Source organism: Paraburkholderia agricolaris, assembly GCF_009455635.1.
Lineage (GTDB): Bacteria > Pseudomonadota > Gammaproteobacteria > Burkholderiales > Burkholderiaceae > Paraburkholderia > Paraburkholderia agricolaris.
The window spans coordinates 3,760,837-3,779,252 of record NZ_QPER01000002.1; the positions used below are offsets into that span (position 1 = coordinate 3,760,837).

The following is an 18,416-nucleotide window of genomic DNA, read 5'->3' on the forward strand; positions in this document are numbered from 1 at the left end:
ATCGGAATCCTGCGATTCGAATTACGAGTCAGGTGACTATCCCTGCAGACCGAGGCTCAAGCCCTGACAGCCCGCGCCGCATTTCTCCCACGCAGCCACTCCAACGCCAGCAGCAAACAGGTGGAAAACACGATCAAGATCGTCGCCAATGCCGCGATCGTCGGACTGATGTTTTCGCGAATGCCGGTGAACATCTGCCGCGGCAGGGTCGTTTGATCCGCGCCGGCCAGGAACAGCGTCACGACCACCTCATCGAACGAAGTGGCAAATGCAAACAGCGCCCCGGAAATCACTCCCGGCGCAATCACCGGCAATGTGATGCGAAAGAAGGTCTTCACCGGATTCGCGCCCAACGACAAGCTCGCGCGCACCAGGTTGTAGTTAAAGCCCTGCAACGTCGCCGCTACCGTCGTCACGACAAACGGCACGCCCAGAGAAGCATGCGCAAGAATCAACCCGATGTACGTATTTGCCAGTCCCAGCGGCGCAAAGAACAGATACATGCCCACACCAACCACCACCACCGGCACGATCATCGGCGAGATCAGAATCGCCATGAGTAGCGCCTTGCCGCGGAAGTTGGCTTTCGTCAGTCCGATAGCGGCCAGCGTGCCGAGTACGGTTGCCACGACCGTCGCGGACGGCGCAACGATAAAGCTGTTCTTCGCCGCCATGCGCCATTCATCGGACGCGATCAGGTTCTGATACCAGCGCAGCGACCAGCCCGGAATCGGATACACCAGAAACGTGCTCGACGAAAACGACAAGGGCACGATCGCCAGCACCGGCAAGATCAGATACAGCAGGGTCAGCACGGCAAGCGCACGCAGCGCGAAGTACCACACACGTTCCACCAACGATGTGTGCGGCGCGAACAGGGGCTTGGCAAGTTTCATCGCGAATCAGCTCCGTTCAGGCAATCAGCCAAGGCTCAGTGACGAACGCGTAAAGCGCCCATAGATGACATACAGCACGAGGGTCGCGGCAAGCAGCAAACCGCCGAGCGCACACGCCATGCCCCAGTTGATCGTCACGTTGGTGAAGTAAGCGACGTAGTAGCTGACCATCTGGTCGCCCGGTCCGCCGAGCAGCGCCGGTGTGATGTAGTAACCGATCGCGAGAATGAACACGAGCAGTGCGCCGGCGCCGATACCCGGATAGGTCTGCGGCACGTACACGCGCCAGAATGCGGCAAACGGATGGCTGCCGAGCGAGATCGCGGCACGCTGATACGTCGGCGGGATCGACTTCATCACGCTGTACAGCGGCAGAATCATAAAAGGCAGCAGAATATGCGTCATCGAGATGTAGACGCCCGTGCGGTTGAACAGTAACGACAGAGGATCATGCAGTAGCCCGGTGGCCATCAGCGCCTTGTTCACCAAGCCCTCGCTTTGCAGAATCACAATCCAAGCGGCAACACGCACGAGAATCGACGTCCAGAACGGAATCAACACGAGAATCATCACCAGATTCGCACGACGGTCGGAAAGCGTGGATATCCAGTACGCGAGCGGATAGCCGAGCAGCAGCGCGAAAAACGTCACAGCTGCGCCGATCACAAACGTACGGCTGAATACGGCGAGATAGATCTGCTGGTCCGGGTCGGTCGGAATGATATGGCCGAATGCGTCCTGTTTGTGGTCCAACGAAGCCAGTAGATAAAACGGCGAATATGCGCCTGAGTTCTTTGCAATCGCTTGCCAGTAAGTAATGTCATTCCAGCGCTCGTCGAGTTCGACGAACTTCGCGTGGGTCTGGGCAGGCGTGAGGTTCAACGGCTTGCTGTTATCGTCGACAAACGGCATCGCGCGTGCCGATTTCGCGACCAAAGAACGGTAGCCCGGAATTTCGACGTTCAGCCGGCGTGCCAGCGCACCCATGCCGTCGCCATCGGCAACGGTGGTTAGGTCCGCTGCCAATGCCGCATACGCGGCGTCAGGAGGCAGCGTCTTGCGATCCCAGCCACTCAACGCATTCAACGTATGCGGCAAGGCGCTCACCACTTCCGGATTCTGTGCGGCGCGCGTAAGCAGCGCGCCAATTGGCACGACGAAAATCAGCAGCAAAAAAATAGCCAGCGGCGCAATCAATAACAGCGCCATCGCGCGCTTCTTCGCTTCCGCTGCTTTCAGTTCTCGCTTGAGCCGAACACTCGACTCAGGCGTTGAATCGGCGGCGATCGTCATCGTAGTCACACCCGTCTCCTAAGTCGACCGGAGTTGACGCTTTGGCGTCTATTCCAATCCCACGCATCGCAAGTCGATCCGCCCGTTCGCGCACATCGCGAAGACCTGCGTTTGCGCTTCATTGCATCAATACGGCGCGGTTTCACCGTAGAAAAACCGCGCCTTCCTGCACCCGGCTAATTACTTCGAGGCCCACGACGCAAAACGTTGCTCCAGTTCATCGCCATGGTCAGTCCAGAACGCGAGGTTCTGCAGCACGGCGTTCTTGCCGTTGGCCGGCGAGTTCGGCAGATTGGAGAGCGTCTTCGGATCAAGCGCCTTGATGGCGGCCACATTCACCGGACCGTACGCAATGTTGCGCGCATAGTCCTGTTGCGGTTTCGACGAAATCGAATAGGCGATGTACTTCTCAGCCAGCGCCTTATTCGGCGTGCCCTTCGGAATCGCCCAGTAGTCGAGGTCGTAAATGCTGCCGTTCCACACCACTTTCAGGTTCTTGCCTTCGCGCTGCGCGGCGTCGATCCGGCCGTTGTAAGCGGTGGACATCACCACGTCACCCGCAACCAGGAATTGCGGCGGCTGGGCGCCCGCTTCCCACCACTGGATGTTCGGCTTCAGTTCGTCGAGCTTCTTGAACGCGCGGTCCTGGCCTTCCTTGGTGGCGAGCACCTTGTAGACGTCCTTCGGCGGTACGCCGTCGGCCATCAGTGCGAATTCGAGGTTGTAACGCGCCCCCTTGCGCATTGCGCGCTTGCCCGGGAATTTCTTCACGTCCCAGAAATCGGCCCAACCGGTGGGTGCGGTTTTGAGTTTGTCGGCGTTATAGGCCAGCGCCGTCGACCACACGAAGAAACCCACGCCGCAGGTTTGCGGCGCTTCCGGAATCAGATCGGACTTCTTGCCGATCTTCGACCAGTCGAGTTTCTCGTACAACCCTTCGTCACAACCACGGCCGATGTCGCCCGATTCGACTTCCACCACATCCCAATTCACGTGCTTCGCTTCGACCATCGCCTTCACTTTGGCCTGCTCGCCGTTGTACTCGACGGCGGTCACCTTGTTGCTGGTTTGCGTTTCGAAAGGCTGGTTGAAGGCGACCTTTTGCGCGTCGCCATTTGCGCCGCCAAAATTGACGACTGTCAGTTCGGCTGCATTGACTTGCGCAGCGCCCAACGCGAGCGCCACAGCACCGACAGCGATGGCGCAGCGCGATTTCCCGATCTTGCTCATGGTGTGTTGCTCTCCTTTGGTGGTGTGCTTCAAGCTACTTAGAGTGCGACTTGTTATGTACTGCTTATGTGAATTTCTTCTTTCCTGCGTTGAACGATTCACGTCTCGAACAGCCTCACGCCCCTGCGAACACCCGCAGATGCTCGGGCGCGAACTCCAGCGCAACCGGCGCGCCAGGCGCGAAGGTTTCGAGTGCGTCGGTACCGAGCGGCACCTTGACGAAGCACTCTTCCTGCTCCGGCAGGCCACAGCGCATGCGCACGTGGTCGCCAAAATAGATCAACCCGCGCGCTTCGCCGCTGAGCGCATTGGCGCCGTGCCGCGACGCACCATTGGCCAGATTGGCGAGTTTCATACGCTCAGGCCGGATGCACGCGACCGCCGGCGTGCCCGCCCGCGCGCCGCCGATATTGCGTCCTGTGAGCCGCGTGCCGTCGATCAGGTGAAACTCACAGTACTCGCCATCGACGTTCGCGATCGTGCCACGCAGCTTGTTGCTGTCGCCGATGAAGTTCGCAACGAACTCGTTGCACGGCGATTCGTACAAACGGTCCACGGTATCGAGTTGCTGCACGATGCCCTTATCGAATACGGCAACACGGTCCGACATGGTCAGCGCTTCGCCCTGATCGTGTGTGACGTACACGAAGGTCACGCCAAGCTTCTCGTGCAGTGATTTAAGTTCGTACTGCATGTGTTCGCGCAATTGTTTGTCGAGTGCGCCGAGCGGCTCGTCCATCAGCACGAGCTTCGGCTCGAATACGAGCGCCCGCGCCAACGCGATACGTTGCTGCTGGCCACCGGAAAGCTGCGCCGGATAGCGCTTCGCGAAGCTCTCCATGCGCACCATCTTCAGCGCGTTATTCGTGCGATGCGCACGCTCCTGCGCCGACAGTTTGCGCACCGTAAGCGGATATGCGACGTTCTGCTCGACCGTCAAATGCGGAAACAGCGCGTAGTTCTGAAACACCATGCCGATGTTTCGCTTATGCGGCGGCACGGTATTGAGCAGCGTGCCATCGAGCCAGATCTCGCCGCCGGTGGGAAATTCAAAGCCCGCCAGCATCATCAAACATGTGGTTTTCCCTGATCCCGAAGGCCCGAGCAGCGTCAGGAATTCGCCTTGATAGATATCCAGATCGAGTTGCTTGACGACTAGCGTTTCGCCGTCGTACGTCTTGCGTACCCCTCGAAAGCTGACGATCACGTCATCGGTTTTCATCGCTCCAGTCTCCTCTACGGTCCGGCTGACTCCCTCTGCAAACAGAGGTGTGTATCAATTGCGTGGCTCACTATAGTCCCTTACGGTTCTACAATATGGAGCCATTTCATTATTCTGGATAGAACCACTTGGACACCGTGATCTTGTCGGATTGGCTTGCCGCGCGGCTCGACCGCGCCGCCGCCGAACCGGTCTACAGGCAGACCTTGCGGCTGATGCAGCAGGCCATCCTGACCGGCCAGATGCCGCCGGGCACCAAGCTGCCGAGTTCGCGCACGCTTGCCGAAGACCTCGGCATCGCGCGCAATACGGTGCTGCACGTCTACGACCAGTTGACCGCCGAAGGCTACGTGATCTCGACCACCGGCAGCGGCACCTACGTCGCCGACACGCGGCCGGACGCGGCGGCCATGAATACGCGCAAGAAGCCGGTGGTGGTGAGCGTCGACGCGGGCGGCGCCAATCCAGCCGACGAGGCCTTGAAGCCGCCAGCACGCGATCTAGGTGACCTCTCCACGCGTGGACGCAGACTCATCGATCAGGCCGGCGTCTCCGCCAAACAATGGGGCGCGTTCATGCCGGGCGTGCCCGACGTCGCCGAATTTCCGGCGCGCACATGGAGCCGTTTGCAGGCAAGACTCTGGAAGGAGGCCAATCCCGATCTGTTGACTTATGCGCCAGGCGGCGGCTATCGGCCGTTGAGGCGTGCGTTGTCCGATTACCTGCGCGTCGCCCGCTCGGTGAACTGCACGCCCGATCAGATCATCATCACAACAGGCATCCATCAGTCGATCGATCTGGCCGTGCGCCTGTTGACCGACGTCGGCGATCGCGCCTGGGTGGAGGAGCCGTGCTACTGGGGCGCGCGCAGCGTGCTGCAATCGTCGGGGATCACGTTGGTGCCGGTGCCGGTGGACGATGAGGGACTCAACCCGCGCGAGCAGGATTTGCAACAGCCACCGCGCTTGGCGCTCGTCACGCCGTCGCATCAGTATCCACTCGGCATGGTGATGAGTCTCGCGCGCCGCCGCACGCTGCTCGAATACGCGCGGCAGCACAACGTCTGGATCATCGAAGACGACTACGACAGCGAGTTCCGCTACGGCAGCCGCCCACTCGCGTCCTTGCAAGGGCTCGACGACGCCGGTCAGGTGATCTATGTGGGAAGCCTGGGGAAGATGCTGTTTCCGGGTTTGCGGATCGGCTACATGATCGCGCCGGAGCATCTGGTGGACACCTTCCGCACGGGCGTTGCCGAGCTATACCGCGAGGGCCAGTTGATGCAGCAGGCTGTGATGACCGATTTCATCATGGACGGGCATCTCACGTCGCACGTTCGCCGTATGCGTGCGCTATACGGTGAGCGGCGGCAGATTCTGATCGACGCGATCACCGCGCGTTTCGGCAACGAACTGCCGGTGATGGGTGACGAGGCCGGCTTGCATCTGGTACTCGGCCTGCCGGATCATGCGAACGATCGGGCAGTAACCGCCGCGGCTTACGATGCCGGCGTGATCGTGCGGCCGCTCGCCGCTTACTACAGCAGCGAGACGCCCGCCCGGCGCGGACTATTGCTGGGATACGCGTGCGTCGCGAACGAGAAGATCGGACCCGCGTTCGACACCCTCGCGCGCGTGATCGAGCAGACGGTGTTGCAGAAAAAGCCCACGCGCGCCGCCTGAGCGCCTCACTTCAGGCCGAAGTCCACTCGCGTCGTCGCCCCCTTGTCCTTGATGCCGTCCGCGTTCAGCTTCGGCGCGACGATGAACACACGGCTGCTGTCGATCTTGCCCTCGAAATACTGCTGCACGGCTTGCGCCCGTTGCTGCGCGAGCTGGCGCAAGCTGGCGTCGTCGATCGGCGCGTTGGCGGCCATTGCGGCCTTCATCTCGTCGTCCGGCAGGCTCTTGGTCAAGCCGACAAAATTGCGCGGTTTCTTGAAGTCGGCTGCCTTGTAGGCCTTGGTCAGGTACTTGTCGTATTCCTTCGGATCCACGGTGACGGTCGACAGATCCACGCTTTCGCCATTGCCCACCACGTCCTTGATCTTCTGCTGCTTGACCGCGCGATCGACGTATTGCGCCCGCAGGCCCGGTTCGTCGACCGCCGGATCGACCCGGCCAATCAGATCGATACGGATCGAACTCTTGTCGGCCAGTGCTTTTACGATGGCGTCGAGCTTTTTATCCGCGGCGTCGGAGAGTTTCGCCGAGCCCGGGTCGAATTCGACATAGCCCATCTCCTCGCCACCGCCGCCAAACGCGTTGGCAATCAACGAGAACGGCGCGGTCACGGCCTTCTGCAGCAGATTGAGCACGGCATGCCAGATCAAGCCGCCAATGCTGAACTCAGGATTCGACAACGATCCCGACACCGGAAGGTTCACATCGATTTCGCCACGCGAATTTTTCAGCAGCGAGATCGCGAGACGCACCGGCAGCCTGGTTGCCGTATTGTTCTCGACGTGATCGCCGAACGTGAGCTGGTCGATGAAAATGTGGTTGTTCGCGTTCAACTGATCGTTATCGAGCTTGTAGTGCAGATCGACGTTCAGCTTGCCCTTGGTGATCGGATACCCGGCGTATTTCGCCGAATACGGCGTGAGGTTGGTGAGTTCGATATCGTGCGCGCTCGCGGTCAGATCGAGTGCGGGCTTCGCAATCAGCGGATTGACCGTGCCACGAATCGACAACGGGCCATTGGCTGCCAGTTTCGCGGCAATGTCCACGGGAGCGGGGGTGGTCGATTGTGTGCCGAATGCACCCACCGTGCCTTGAATACTGACCAGGTTCGCCGTGAAGTTCGGTTTGATGAAGTTGTCGGTGTACGTCACGCGGCCCTGTTGCAGCACCAGTTGGCCAAAATGCAGTTTGACGGGACTTTGCGGCGGCGTTGCTGCCGTGACCGTGGCAGGAGCGGAGGACTTGACGGACGACGCCGGTACCGGCGCGGGCGCCACCTCGGGCGACGAGGCCGCTTGCGGCGTCAACGGCACGGGTTCCGAGCCGCTCTTGTCGCGGGTCAGCGATTGCGCGGCGCCGCTTTCATGCGCGACCACGTCGTTGAGATTCAGCTTGCCTTGTGCGTCGAGCAGCACACGCCCATAGAACTTCGTGAACGTGACGCGGCCGGCATCGACCACCGTGCCGCGTTCGTCGTAGTCGGCCTTCAGATTGGTCAGCGCGAGCGAGCCCCATCCCGCGAACGGGTCGGACGTCGCCTTGTCGAGCATCCGCACGTCGACCAGCGCGACGTCGCCGCGATAGGTCGCTTTCAGCGCCTTCGCCTGACTCAGCGCGAGATCGCCGTTCGCGTTGAGCAACGCGCTTGCGATCAGCGCATTGAGCTTGCTGCCGAAGTACGGTTCGAAAGCCGCCGCATCCAGGCGGTTTGCGTTCACCTTGACGGCCACCTTGAGCGGCGTCGCCGTGACATCGCCTTTTACGCCGAGCGTGCCTTTTTTATTGAGCGTGGCTTGCAGATCGATCGGCAACGGTTTGCTCAGATCGTCGCTGATCTGCTGCACCTTCAGTTGCAGCAGCGTCACGCTCAGCTTCACCGGATTCGGCGTGGTGTTGTCGGTAAAATTCGCGGTCGCGTCTTTCAGGTTGAGTTCGCCGATCTTGTAGTGCCAAGCGGGTCCCTCCGCCTCTGCTTTCTTCGCCGCGTGGATCGCGGTGCGCTGCTGTTCGGCTTGATGCGGACCCGCGAGCGCGGCGAGGTCGATGCTGCCGTCTTTCAGACGCTGAGCATTGACCACCAGGCCAGTCGTATCGACGCCGGTGATGTCGGCCGTGCGTCCCGCCACGTCCACCTGCTTGATCGTCACCTGGCCTTGCGCGAGCGAGACGGCCGGCGCCTTGCTGCCGCGCGCCGCGAGTTTGAGCGATTGCAGATTCAGTTGCGTATCGCCGACCATCACAGCGGCCGGTGACTTCGACCAGTTCGCGTCGAGATTCGCATTGACAGACAACGCACCGTCGACGACTTGCGCCGCGGTCGCCGTATCGAGGTACGGCTGCAGCGGCGGCAATGGCAGCGACTTCAGATCGAGCTTCGCGCTGGCGGTCTTCGCGACCAGGCCGAACGCACCGGCCACGCCGAGCGAGCCGGTAGAGTCCTTGAAGTTGGTATTGAGCGTGTAGTGCGCGGGAGCAGTCGCGAGCGTCGAAAAATCGGTCAGCGTGACGGCCAGTTTTTGCAGGCCAAGCTCGACCGGCCGCGAGGCGGCTTCGTCGTGAACGTTGACGGTGCCGTCGTTGATCGCAAAACGCTTGATCGACAGGTCCAGCGGCTGCGCGGTCTTCTCTGTGGCGCTTGCGCCGGATGCGGCGACGGGCGCGCTCGCCGCATTTTTAGCCGTCGTGGATGCGGCCGCGGCCGATGCCGGGGCGGAAGCCTCGGCGGCAGGCTCAGGCGTGAACATTTTCTCGACAGTCAGCACACCGTCTTTATCACGCGCAAGACTGGCGCTCGGCGCGTCGATACGGATATCGTCGAAGTGATACAGGCTCTTCAGCGGCTCGAGCGTCGCTGCGGCCACATGCACCGTGCGCGCGGCAAAGAACGGCGCCTTGCTCTGATCGCGTATGTCCACGTCGTTCAAATCGACCGTGCCCGCCACCCGCAACGAAGGCGCGTCGTTGGAGACCACGAAATTGAGCTTGAGATCGGTGGACAGTTTGCCGCTCTGCACAACCACCGGCAGTTTGGTCGGCGCGTAGGAAATGAGACGCGGCACGTCGAGCCCGTCGAAGCGCAGCGACACTTCCGATTCGCGCGACGCGGCAAACGGCTTGGTCTTGCCGTCGATAGCGAGCGGGCTGCCGTCGATCCGCGCACGCAGCAACGGCTCGACGAAGATATCGGTTTTCGAAGGCAGCGTGGCAATGAACGGAATGCCCAGCTTCCATTGATCGATCACATGCGTGACGCCGAGCAGCTTGTCGTCGAACGTGATCTGGCCATTTTCGAGGCGAATGTTCGACACCGAAAAGAGCGTCGGCTTGCTATCGGGTTTGGCCGGCTGCTTCGAGAATTTCTCGATCAGGTCGGTGAAATTGAAGCGCTGCGCATCGTAGCGAACGATATGAAAACGCGGTGAATCGAGCTGCACTTCGTCGATGATCGGTGCTGCGCGAAACAGTGAACTCCACGACGGCTTTACGATAAGCCGCGAAATATCGACGAAATCGCCCGCGCCGCCCCGCTCGCCGATATGCACGCGATCGGCTTCGAGTTTGAGCGTGTATGGATTGAGCGCGATGCGGCCAATCGTGGCAGGCCGGTCGAGTTGCTTGCTGAGTTGCTGCTCGGCAATGTGGCGAATCAACGGCGGTGCCGCGAAAAAGCCCAGCAGACCGAACAATACGAGGAAGATCAGCAGACCCGTGATGACACGCCGGGTGCGGCGTGACTGCGCGACATTGCGCACGGTCTGCATGGAAGAAGCGATTGATGCTTTGTTGAGGCTTGCCATGCTCGGTCTTGGGTAATGCGGCGGCAAGCCCGCCGCGAAACGAAAATCCCGCAAGCGGCAGTATAAGTGGTGAATCTTACGCGGGGTAGCAATGTCAGACGCAGCTTACATATTGTTGCATGCTGCCGCCGCCCATGTCCGCCGGCACAAAGCGGCGGACATGGGCGATTTATGCGTCACTCATGCACGGCTGTCACAGTAGCGACGCAAATCGCCAAGGTATTTCATTGAGGCATTTCGCTGGCAAACTGCACTACGGCCATTCACTGACGCACCACGGCCGGTGGTTGCCAGCTGCCGTCAGTCGCTTGCGGCTTCGGCGCGTACAGGCGCAGCACCAGTTGCAGATCGGCGCGCGGCGCCGGCAGCCAGTTGCCGCTCTTGCTGCGCACCGAGGACACCGTCACGTCGAGCGAACCGTCGCGATTGCGGCGCGCACCGTTGCGATCGCCAACCGCCAGACGCGCCGGCGCGCTTTCCCCTAACGCACCGTCCTTCGTGTACGCGGTGATCGACCAGAAACCACGCACCGGCGGCAACTGGTTCGACGCGAAGTGGATCACGTAGCGGTTTGCGCCGTTGAGCGTATGACCGTCGCTGTCCTGGGTAACGACTGCGCGCACTTCATCGTCCTTCGTGCCGATGCCCGGTTGGGTCGCCGCAGCGTACGCCCGCATCGCATAGTCAGGGCCGTAGTTGCCGACGCCGTCGCCGAACCAGCTCCAGCCATTGCTGCTCAGCAGATTGGACGGCGGCGTGACGACGCGCTCGTGACCGTCGGCGAGACCCGCGGCAATCACGTCGGGCGAGTTCGGCAGCTTCACCGGGTCGCCCGGCGTCACGCCGAAGTCGGAAAGGATTTTCAGCGCATGCGGGTCAGCCGGCGTTGGCGGGTTGTCCGGCAGGGCCTGCGCGAGCCGGCTGAAAAAACCGTTCGCGTCGAGCGCGGCAACTTGCGCGGCCGGTGTGCCGGAAGCGGCCACCGCGGCATCGGCGGCCGTGCTGCGCGGCGCCGCGATCGACGCCGAGCGTGTGCCGCCGGCGTAGACGCTCAGCGGCACAACGCGAATCGCGCGCTGCAGCTTGCGCACCGCTGTCAGGTCGCGGGTGCCGTTCGACTGGATACGCACGCTCACCCATGCGTTGCGGGTCGGCACGTCGACGCGCGTGACGCCCTTGGGCAGATCGCCCTGCCAGCCCGGGCCGACGAAAGCAATCGTTTGCGCCTTGATGCCCGCAGCGCGGGTGGCAAATTGTGAGCTGGTCGACCACACCACATTGGTCCACATGTCGAGCACGCGGGCATCGACGTAGCGGCCGTGCGAGTCGGGCAGCGCTACGATCACCGGCTCGCTGCCCACGTCCAGCCAGCCGGTCGAATCGAGCGTATCGAGGCTCGGCTGCAATGGATTGGCTGCGCCGATCGGCGGCAAGGCCTGGGCGTGGCGCAAGGTATTGATCGGCGCCTGGCCCGGATCGGTGCCAACCGCCGCGTCGCGCGCGACGCCCATCAGCACCAGCGGATAGCCGAACACGTACGAATCGGCAACTTCGTCCTTGATCCAGCCGGTGGTTTTTTGCGTCGTGGACGGAGTCGACGCACAACCAGCCAGAAATGCGAGGCCTGCGAGCGATGCGCAGGTCCAGTGAAGCGAAAACAGTTCTTGGCGATTTTTTATCATTCGTTCAGGTGGCAGAACGTGCGGTCCTAAGGGAGGCGTCGGTACGCGGCGAAACCTGTTTGCGTGGCCTCCCAAAGCCAGGCGCAGCGAGTCCGCAGCTTGTGTTGCCGACAACATCGGGTTGTATCGTATCCTTGTTCGCCAGGCAAGCGCAAAGGCAGCAATAGCGCGTTGTAATGCGCGCGCGGACACCATTTGCGGTGTGTGTAACGCTTTTGTCACTCCCGAGCCGGTTCCTGCCTGCCGGTTGGCTGCCCACCCCGGCCACTCGCTGTCCTTTGTTCCCGGAGCGTTTTTATGTATATGCCCGCCCATTTCGAAGAGAACCGCCCGGAGGTGCTCCACCGCCTGATTGCCGGGCAGCCGTTCGGCGCGCTGGTTACTCATGGACCGAATGGGCTCGATGCGAACCATTTGCCATTCGAGTTCGACGCAAAACCAGTCCCCGGAGGGGCTGACGGCGTCATCCAAACCCACGGCATCCTCCGCGCTCACGTCGCCCGGGCCAATCCGGTCTGGCAGGAAGTCGCCGCCAACCCGGAAACCCTCGTCATTTTCCAGGGCCCCGCCGCCTATATCTCGCCGACCTGGTATCCGAGCAAGCACGAGACACATCGCCAGGTGCCGACTTACAACTATATGGTGGTGCATGCGCACGGCCGGATTGTGGTGCGTGACGACGAGGCGTTCTTGCGCGGCCTGGTCGCGCGGCTCACCCGCAAGATGGAAGCGGGCGAACCGGTACCCTGGAAGATGGGTGATGCGCCGGCCGACTATATTGCGCAGATGCTGGGGGCGATCGTCGGCCTCGAGATCGAGGTCACGCGACTGGTCGGCAAATGGAAACTCGGTCAGAACAAGGAAGCCGCCGACCGGCGCGGCGCGGCCGAAACGCTGCTGGTGCGCACGAGCGACGAACAGAAAGCCGTTGGCCAGGCGATGCTGGACGCTCCGCCGCCATTCTGAGCTTTTTGCTCCCCGGCCTTATCCACCGTCGTGCGACAAAAACATCCTTGACCTTCCCATCATGGGAAGGTCAATACTCGGTTCATGATGCGGCCCAATGCTGCGATGAGCCTTGCCTACCATGACCGAACTTGCCACACCCCTGCGTCCCACGGACGCTACGCCCGCCAGAACCATCGAACTCGACATCGGCGGGATGACCTGTGCCTCGTGCGCGATGCGCGTGGAGAAGGCGCTCGCCAAAGTGCCGGGCGTCACCCGCGCGTCGGTGAATCTCGCCACTGAAAAGGCCAGCATCGACAGCGACGCCGCAGTCGACCCCGAAACGCTCGCCGGCGCCGTGCGCAAAGCGGGCTACGAAGCCAGCCCGTCGGCACCACCGGACGCCACGCCGGCGTCAAGCTCGCAGGCCACGGAACTGGCAATCGGCGGGATGACCTGCGCCTCATGCGCGATGCGCGTGGAGAAGGCGCTCGCGAAGGTGCCGGGCGTCGCGAACGTATCGGTGAATCTGGCGACCGAAACGGCGACCGTCAATCCGGACCAGATGGGCGCGGGCGCCGACATCGAAGCGCTCATCGCCGCGGTCAGAAAAGCGGGCTACGAGGCAACGCTAATGGCGCCGCCGGACGCGCCGACTTCCGTCACCGACACGGCCGCGCTCGCCTCCGTCGCGCAAAGCAAACGCAACCAGACCCGCCGCGAACTGGCAGCCGTTCTCGTCTCCGCCGTGCTGACGCTGCCGCTCGTCCTGCCGATGGTCGGCGAATGGTTCGGCTTGCACGCGATGCTGTCCCCCTGGCTGCAGTTCGGTCTCGCCTCGATCGTGCAGTTCGTATTCGGCGCGCGCTTCTATCGAGCGGCTTACCGGGCGGTGCGGGCCGGCGCCGGGAACATGGACTTGCTGGTGGCGCTCGGCACGTCGGCGGCTTATGGGATCAGCATCTACGAACTGGCGACCCATGGCGGCGACATGACGCATCTGTATTTCGAAGCGTCGGCGGTGGTGATTACGCTGGTGCGCTTCGGCAAATGGCTCGAGGCGCGCGCCAAGCGCCAGACCACGGACGCGATCCGCGCGCTTAACGCGCTGCGCCCCGATCGGGCACGCATCCGCGTCGGCGCGGACGAACGCGAAGTGCCGCTCGCGCAAGTGCGGGTCGGCACAGTGGTGATCGTGCGTCCGGGCGAACGCGTGCCGGTCGACGGCGCGGTGCTCGAAGGCCGCACCCATATCGACGAATCGCTGATTACCGGCGAAAGCTTGCCGGTGCCCAAGCAGGCCAGCGATCCGGTTACCGCCGGTTCGATCAACGGCGAAGGCGCGATTGCGGTGACGACCACCGCAATCGGCGCGGAAACGACCCTTGCCCGAATCATTCGCCTCGTGGAAAGCGCGCAGGCTGAGAAAGCGCCGATCCAGCGTCTGGTCGATCGTGTCAGCGAAATCTTCGTGCCGGCGATTCTGGCGATTGCGGTGCTCACGCTGGTGGGCTGGCTGATTGCCGGTGCGGGCGGTGAAACCGCGATTCTGAACGCGGTCGCCGTGCTGGTGATCGCCTGCCCGTGCGCGCTGGGACTGGCAACGCCCGCGGCCATCATGGCCGGCACCGGCGTCGCCGCGCGGCGCGGCGTGCTGATCAAGGACGCCGAGGCGCTGGAAACCGCGCATCGGGTGAATATCGTCGCGTTCGATAAAACCGGCACGCTGACGCTCGGTCAACCGTCGGTGACAGCATTCGAGGCGCTCGACGGTATCGGGCGCGACGAGGCGCTCGCGCTCGCCGCAGCCGTGCAGCGGCATAGCGATCATCCGTTGGCGCGGGCCGTGGTGAAGGCCGCAGCGGAGTCGCCGGTTGCGCCGGTTGCGTCAATTACGCCGGTTGCGGCATTCACGGCAAGCGCCGCGCGCGCAGTGCCCGGGCGCGGCGTGGAAGCCGACGTCGATGGCCGTACGCTCGCGCTCGGCAGCACGCGCTGGCTCAACGAGCTCGGCATCGTGTTGCCGGCGCCATTCGTCGAGCGCGCAAAACAACTCGAAGCTGCCGGCAATACCGTCTCCTGGCTGATGCAGCGAGCGCCGCTGGCACCCGCCGCGCTCGCCCTGATCGCCTTCGGCGATACCGTCAAACCGAGCGCGCGCGCGGCGGTCGAACGGCTCGCCCAAATGGGTATCAAAAGCGTGCTCGTCACCGGCGATAACCAAGGCAGTGCGGCAAGCGTCGCCCAGGCGCTCGGCATCACCGAATTCCATGCCGAAGTCCTGCCCGACGACAAGGCCCGCGTGATCCGCGACCTGAAGATCCGCAGCGCCGGCATCGTCGCGATGGTGGGCGACGGCATCAACGACGCCCCCGCGCTCGCCGCCGCCGACATCGGTATCGCCATGGCGACCGGCACTGACGTCGCGATGCAGGCGGCCGGCATCACGCTGATGCGCGGCGATCCGGCGCTGGTGGCCGACGCCATCGACATTTCGCGCCGCAGCTGGCGGAAGATTCAGCAGAACCTGTTCTGGGCGTTCGTCTACAACCTGATCGGCATCCCGCTGGCCGCTTTCGGTTTGCTCAACCCGATGCTGGCCGGTGCGGCGATGGCGTTTTCGAGCGTCAGCGTCGTCACCAACGCGCTACTGCTACGCACCTGGCGTGGCGCGTCGGCAGGTTGACGGCAATATACGTCGATATATTACGAAAAGCCTTCGAAATCGCTAAAGATGTGCGCAATTCGGCCGTAATCTTGACATAGGTGTAAACCATGCATTCGCATGGTTTACAAGCCACATGTCTTCCTTTACGCCGAATATCCATGGAATTTCTCTCTTTGCGCCGCGCCAGCGTTGGCGCCCGGCTCGCCGTGCTGTCGTGCGCGCTGGTAGCACTGATTTTCGCCGCCTTTACGTGGGCGCTCACGCGCAGCGCCGGCCAGCAGGTCAGCGATCAGGTGCTGCAGCGCATTGCCGATAAAGACCGCTCGATCGCCGCCATGATCACGCTGTTCGACGAAGCGCTGTCTGCCGAAGTCGATCGCTCGACGTCACTGTTCGCGAGTTTCCTGCCCACCGGCTACACGCTCGACGACAGCCAGAAAGTCGACGTCAACGGCGTCGCCACGCCAACCATCAAGGCCGGCGACAAAGTCCTGAACATGGACTTCTCGATTCCCGACCAGTTTCTCGAACGCAGTGGCGCGGTGGCCACCGTGTTCGCCCGCAGCGGCGACGATTTCGTCCGCGTGACGACTTCGCTGAAGAAACAGGACGGCTCGCGCGCGATCGGCACGCTGCTCGACCGCAACGGGCCCGCGTACGCGCCGATCCTCGCGAACAAATCGTATACGGGACTTGCGACGCTCTTTGGCAAACGCTGGATTACCCAATATCGGCCGGTCACGGACGCGAGCGGCCGCGTGATCGGTGCGCTGTTCGTCGGCGTGAACGTGGACAAGGAAATCCAGTCGGTCGAAGACGGTATCCGCAAACTGAAAATCGGCGACAGCGGCTATTACTTCGTGGTCAACGCCTCGAAGGGCGCGGATCGCGGCAAGCTGATCGTGCATCCGGCCGCCGCCGGGCAGAACGCGGACAACACGAACGCGCCGTATCAGCAGATGCTCGACATGAAGGAAGGCCAGCTCGAATTCAGCTCCGCCGACGCCACGCTCGGCGAGCACAGCGCGCGCGACAAATTCGTGTCGTTTATCACGGTACCGCAGTGGCAATGGCTGGTGGGCGGCGTTGCGCCGCGCGACGAGGTGATGGCGGAGGTGAGCGCCACGCGCAATCAATTCCTGCTGATCGGTTTCGTGCTGGTCGGCGTGTTCGCGATCGTGTTCCTGATCGCCGTGCGCCGCCTCGTGAGCCGTCCGCTCGATGAAGCCGCCAAGGCGTCTGAGCGCTTCGCCTCGGGCGATCTGAGCGTACGCGTGGCCAAGGGCGTCAACGGTACGAAGGCGCGGGCCGACGAAATCGGCCGCCTGATGCAGTCGATCGACGGCATCGGCGAAGGCCTCGCACGCATTGTTTCGCAAGTGCGCAATGCGTCGACGGACATGTCGGAGGGCACTGAAAAGATCGCCACCGGCAGTGGCAACATCGCCGCACGGATTGCGACCCAGGCAAGCAGCCTCGAAGAAACGGCGGCCAGCATGGAACAGATCACCTCGACCGTGCAGCAGAACGCCGACCACGCCGCGCAAGCCAACACGCTCGTCACGCATGCCGCGGACGCCGCGCTCGAAGGCGGCCGCGCCGTCGAACGCGTGGTCTCGACGATGGGCGAGATCAGCCGCTCGTCGCAGAAGATCGCCGAGATCACCAGCGTGATTGAAGGCATTGCGTTCCAGACCAATATTCTCGCGCTGAACGCCGCCGTGGAAGCCGCGCGTGCCGGCGAGCACGGTAAGGGCTTCGCGGTGGTGGCCTCGGAAGTGCGCGCGCTCGCCCAGCGCAGCGCGGCTTCGGTAAAGGAGATCGAGGGGCTGATCGCCGCCTCCACGGCGACCGTGCAAAGCGGTTTCCGCATCGCCGAAGAAGCCAGCTCGACCATGCAAGGCATCGTTCACCAGGTCAGCCAGGTGCGCGCGATCATGGCGGAAATCAGCGTTGCGTCACGCGAGCAATCGGGCGGCATCGAGCAGGTCAATCTCGCTGTCACGCAGATCGGTGAAGCGACCCAACAGAATGCGACGATTGTCGGCGAGGCGGAACTCGCCGCGGCCGAGTTGCGCGATCAGGCTGCGCGGCTTGCGCAGGTAGTTAGCGTGTTCAAGCTGGAAGCGGGGCGGGACTAAGAGCTTGCCTTTGCATTGACGCGGGGCATCGTGCCACGCGCCAATATCGGCCTGCGGCGGCGGCGTTCCGCGTCGCGCGACGTTATCAAAACTCCACATCCAGTTCGTCGATCTCTTCCACTTCCTGCTGCGCATCCGCGATCCACTGCTGCATTTCAGGCAGCGCCATGATGCGTTGCCCATAATCGACGACCTCCGGGTCCAGCTTGACGTCGTAGGTCACGAAACGCGTCACCACCGGCGCGTACATCGCGTCCGCCGCGCTGCGCTCGCCGAACAGAAACGGGCCGCCGTACTGTTGCAGGCACTCGCTCCAGATCGTCACGATGCGGTCGATATCCGATTGCGCCCGCGCCCAGACCTTGAAGCCCGGAAAATGCGCTTTCAGGTTCATCGGCAAGGCCGAACGTAACGAAGCAAAACCCGAATGCATCTCACCGCAAATCGAGCGGCAATGCGCACGCGCGCGGATGTCTTTCGGCAGCAATGCCGCTTCCGGTTTCAACTCGTTCAGATATTCGGCGATCGCCAGGGTGTCCCAGATCTTGATGCCGTCGTGAAAGAGACACGGCACCAGGATCGACGGCGACAACAGCAGCAATTCGGCACGCGCGGCGGGATCGTCGATCGGCATCACGATCTCTTCGAAAGGCAAGCCGCTGAACTTTGTCAGCAGCCAGCCCCGCAGCGACCATGACGAATAGTTCTTGCTGCTGATGGTGAGCGTGGTATTCGCCATACTTTTCTCCTCCAGATGAGGCGTTCCGCCGACGTCGGACAATGCGCATGCACGTTGTCGTGCGCGGACGCACCAAAGCGCGGCAAATTCGGCCCGCTGCCACAACTCGCGCAAATGC

General features: G+C 62.5%; 11 protein-coding genes. 4 read left to right on the forward strand and 7 right to left on the reverse strand.

Annotated elements, in window-relative coordinates:
- Positions 1–56: 56 nt before the first annotated feature.
- The 4 genes from GH665_RS38030 to GH665_RS38045 form a co-directional block, all read right to left on the reverse strand.
- A complete protein-coding gene (locus GH665_RS38030; protein WP_028196096.1) occupies positions 57–896 on the reverse strand; it encodes an ABC transporter permease in 840 nt (279 codons plus the stop codon).
- Positions 897–920: 24 nt separating this feature from the next.
- Complete coding sequence (locus tag GH665_RS38035) at positions 921–2,189, reverse strand: ABC transporter permease (protein WP_174771800.1); 1,269 nt, start codon at positions 2,187–2,189, stop codon at positions 921–923.
- A 180-nt stretch (positions 2,190–2,369) separates the two neighbouring features.
- Entirely contained in the window at positions 2,370–3,419 is a 1,050-nt protein-coding gene (locus GH665_RS38040; protein ID WP_153142129.1) for an ABC transporter substrate-binding protein, read from the reverse strand.
- 115 nt (positions 3,420–3,534) lie between these two features.
- Complete coding sequence (locus GH665_RS38045; protein WP_153142130.1) at positions 3,535–4,641, reverse strand: ABC transporter ATP-binding protein; 1,107 nt, start codon at positions 4,639–4,641, stop codon at positions 3,535–3,537.
- Between the two features lie 128 nt (positions 4,642–4,769).
- On the opposite strand from GH665_RS38045, the gene pdxR reads away from it, so the two are divergent.
- Entirely contained in the window at positions 4,770–6,323 is a 1,554-nt protein-coding gene (pdxR, locus tag GH665_RS38050) for a MocR-like pyridoxine biosynthesis transcription factor PdxR (RefSeq protein WP_153142131.1), read from the forward strand.
- A 5-nt stretch (positions 6,324–6,328) separates the two neighbouring features.
- On the opposite strand, the gene GH665_RS38055 is transcribed toward pdxR, so the two are convergent.
- Both GH665_RS38055 and GH665_RS38060 read right to left on the reverse strand, forming a co-directional pair.
- Entirely contained in the window at positions 6,329–10,120 is a 3,792-nt protein-coding gene (locus tag GH665_RS38055) for a DUF748 domain-containing protein (RefSeq protein WP_153142132.1), read from the reverse strand.
- 263 nt (positions 10,121–10,383) lie between these two features.
- Positions 10,384–11,802 carry a DUF1254 domain-containing protein gene (locus GH665_RS38060; RefSeq protein ID WP_153142133.1) on the reverse strand — a complete coding sequence of 473 codons (1,419 nt, stop codon included), beginning with the start codon at positions 11,800–11,802 and terminating at the stop codon, positions 10,384–10,386.
- Positions 11,803–12,099: 297 nt separating this feature from the next.
- Here GH665_RS38060 and GH665_RS38065 point away from each other — a divergent pair, with 297 nt between their 5' ends.
- The 3 genes from GH665_RS38065 (at position 12,100) to GH665_RS38075 (ending at position 17,559) form a co-directional block, all read left to right on the forward strand.
- Positions 12,100–12,768 (forward strand): FMN-binding negative transcriptional regulator, encoded by a 669-nt coding sequence (locus GH665_RS38065; protein WP_153142134.1) that lies wholly within the window; start codon positions 12,100–12,102, stop codon positions 12,766–12,768.
- Positions 12,769–12,889: 121 nt separating this feature from the next.
- The gene (locus tag GH665_RS38070) at positions 12,890–15,436 is read left to right on the forward strand and encodes a heavy metal translocating P-type ATPase (protein WP_153142135.1); all 2,547 of its coding nucleotides are present in this window, start codon (positions 12,890–12,892) and stop codon (positions 15,434–15,436) included.
- 140 nt (positions 15,437–15,576) lie between these two features.
- Positions 15,577–17,559 carry a methyl-accepting chemotaxis protein gene (locus tag GH665_RS38075; protein WP_153142136.1) on the forward strand — a complete coding sequence of 661 codons (1,983 nt, stop codon included), beginning with the start codon at positions 15,577–15,579 and terminating at the stop codon, positions 17,557–17,559.
- 85 nt (positions 17,560–17,644) lie between these two features.
- Here GH665_RS38075 and GH665_RS38080 read toward each other — a convergent pair whose 3' ends face one another.
- Positions 17,645–18,298, reverse strand: coding sequence for a glutathione S-transferase family protein (locus GH665_RS38080; RefSeq protein ID WP_153142137.1), 654 nt, complete (start codon positions 18,296–18,298; stop codon positions 17,645–17,647).
- Positions 18,299–18,416: the final 118 nt, after the last annotated feature.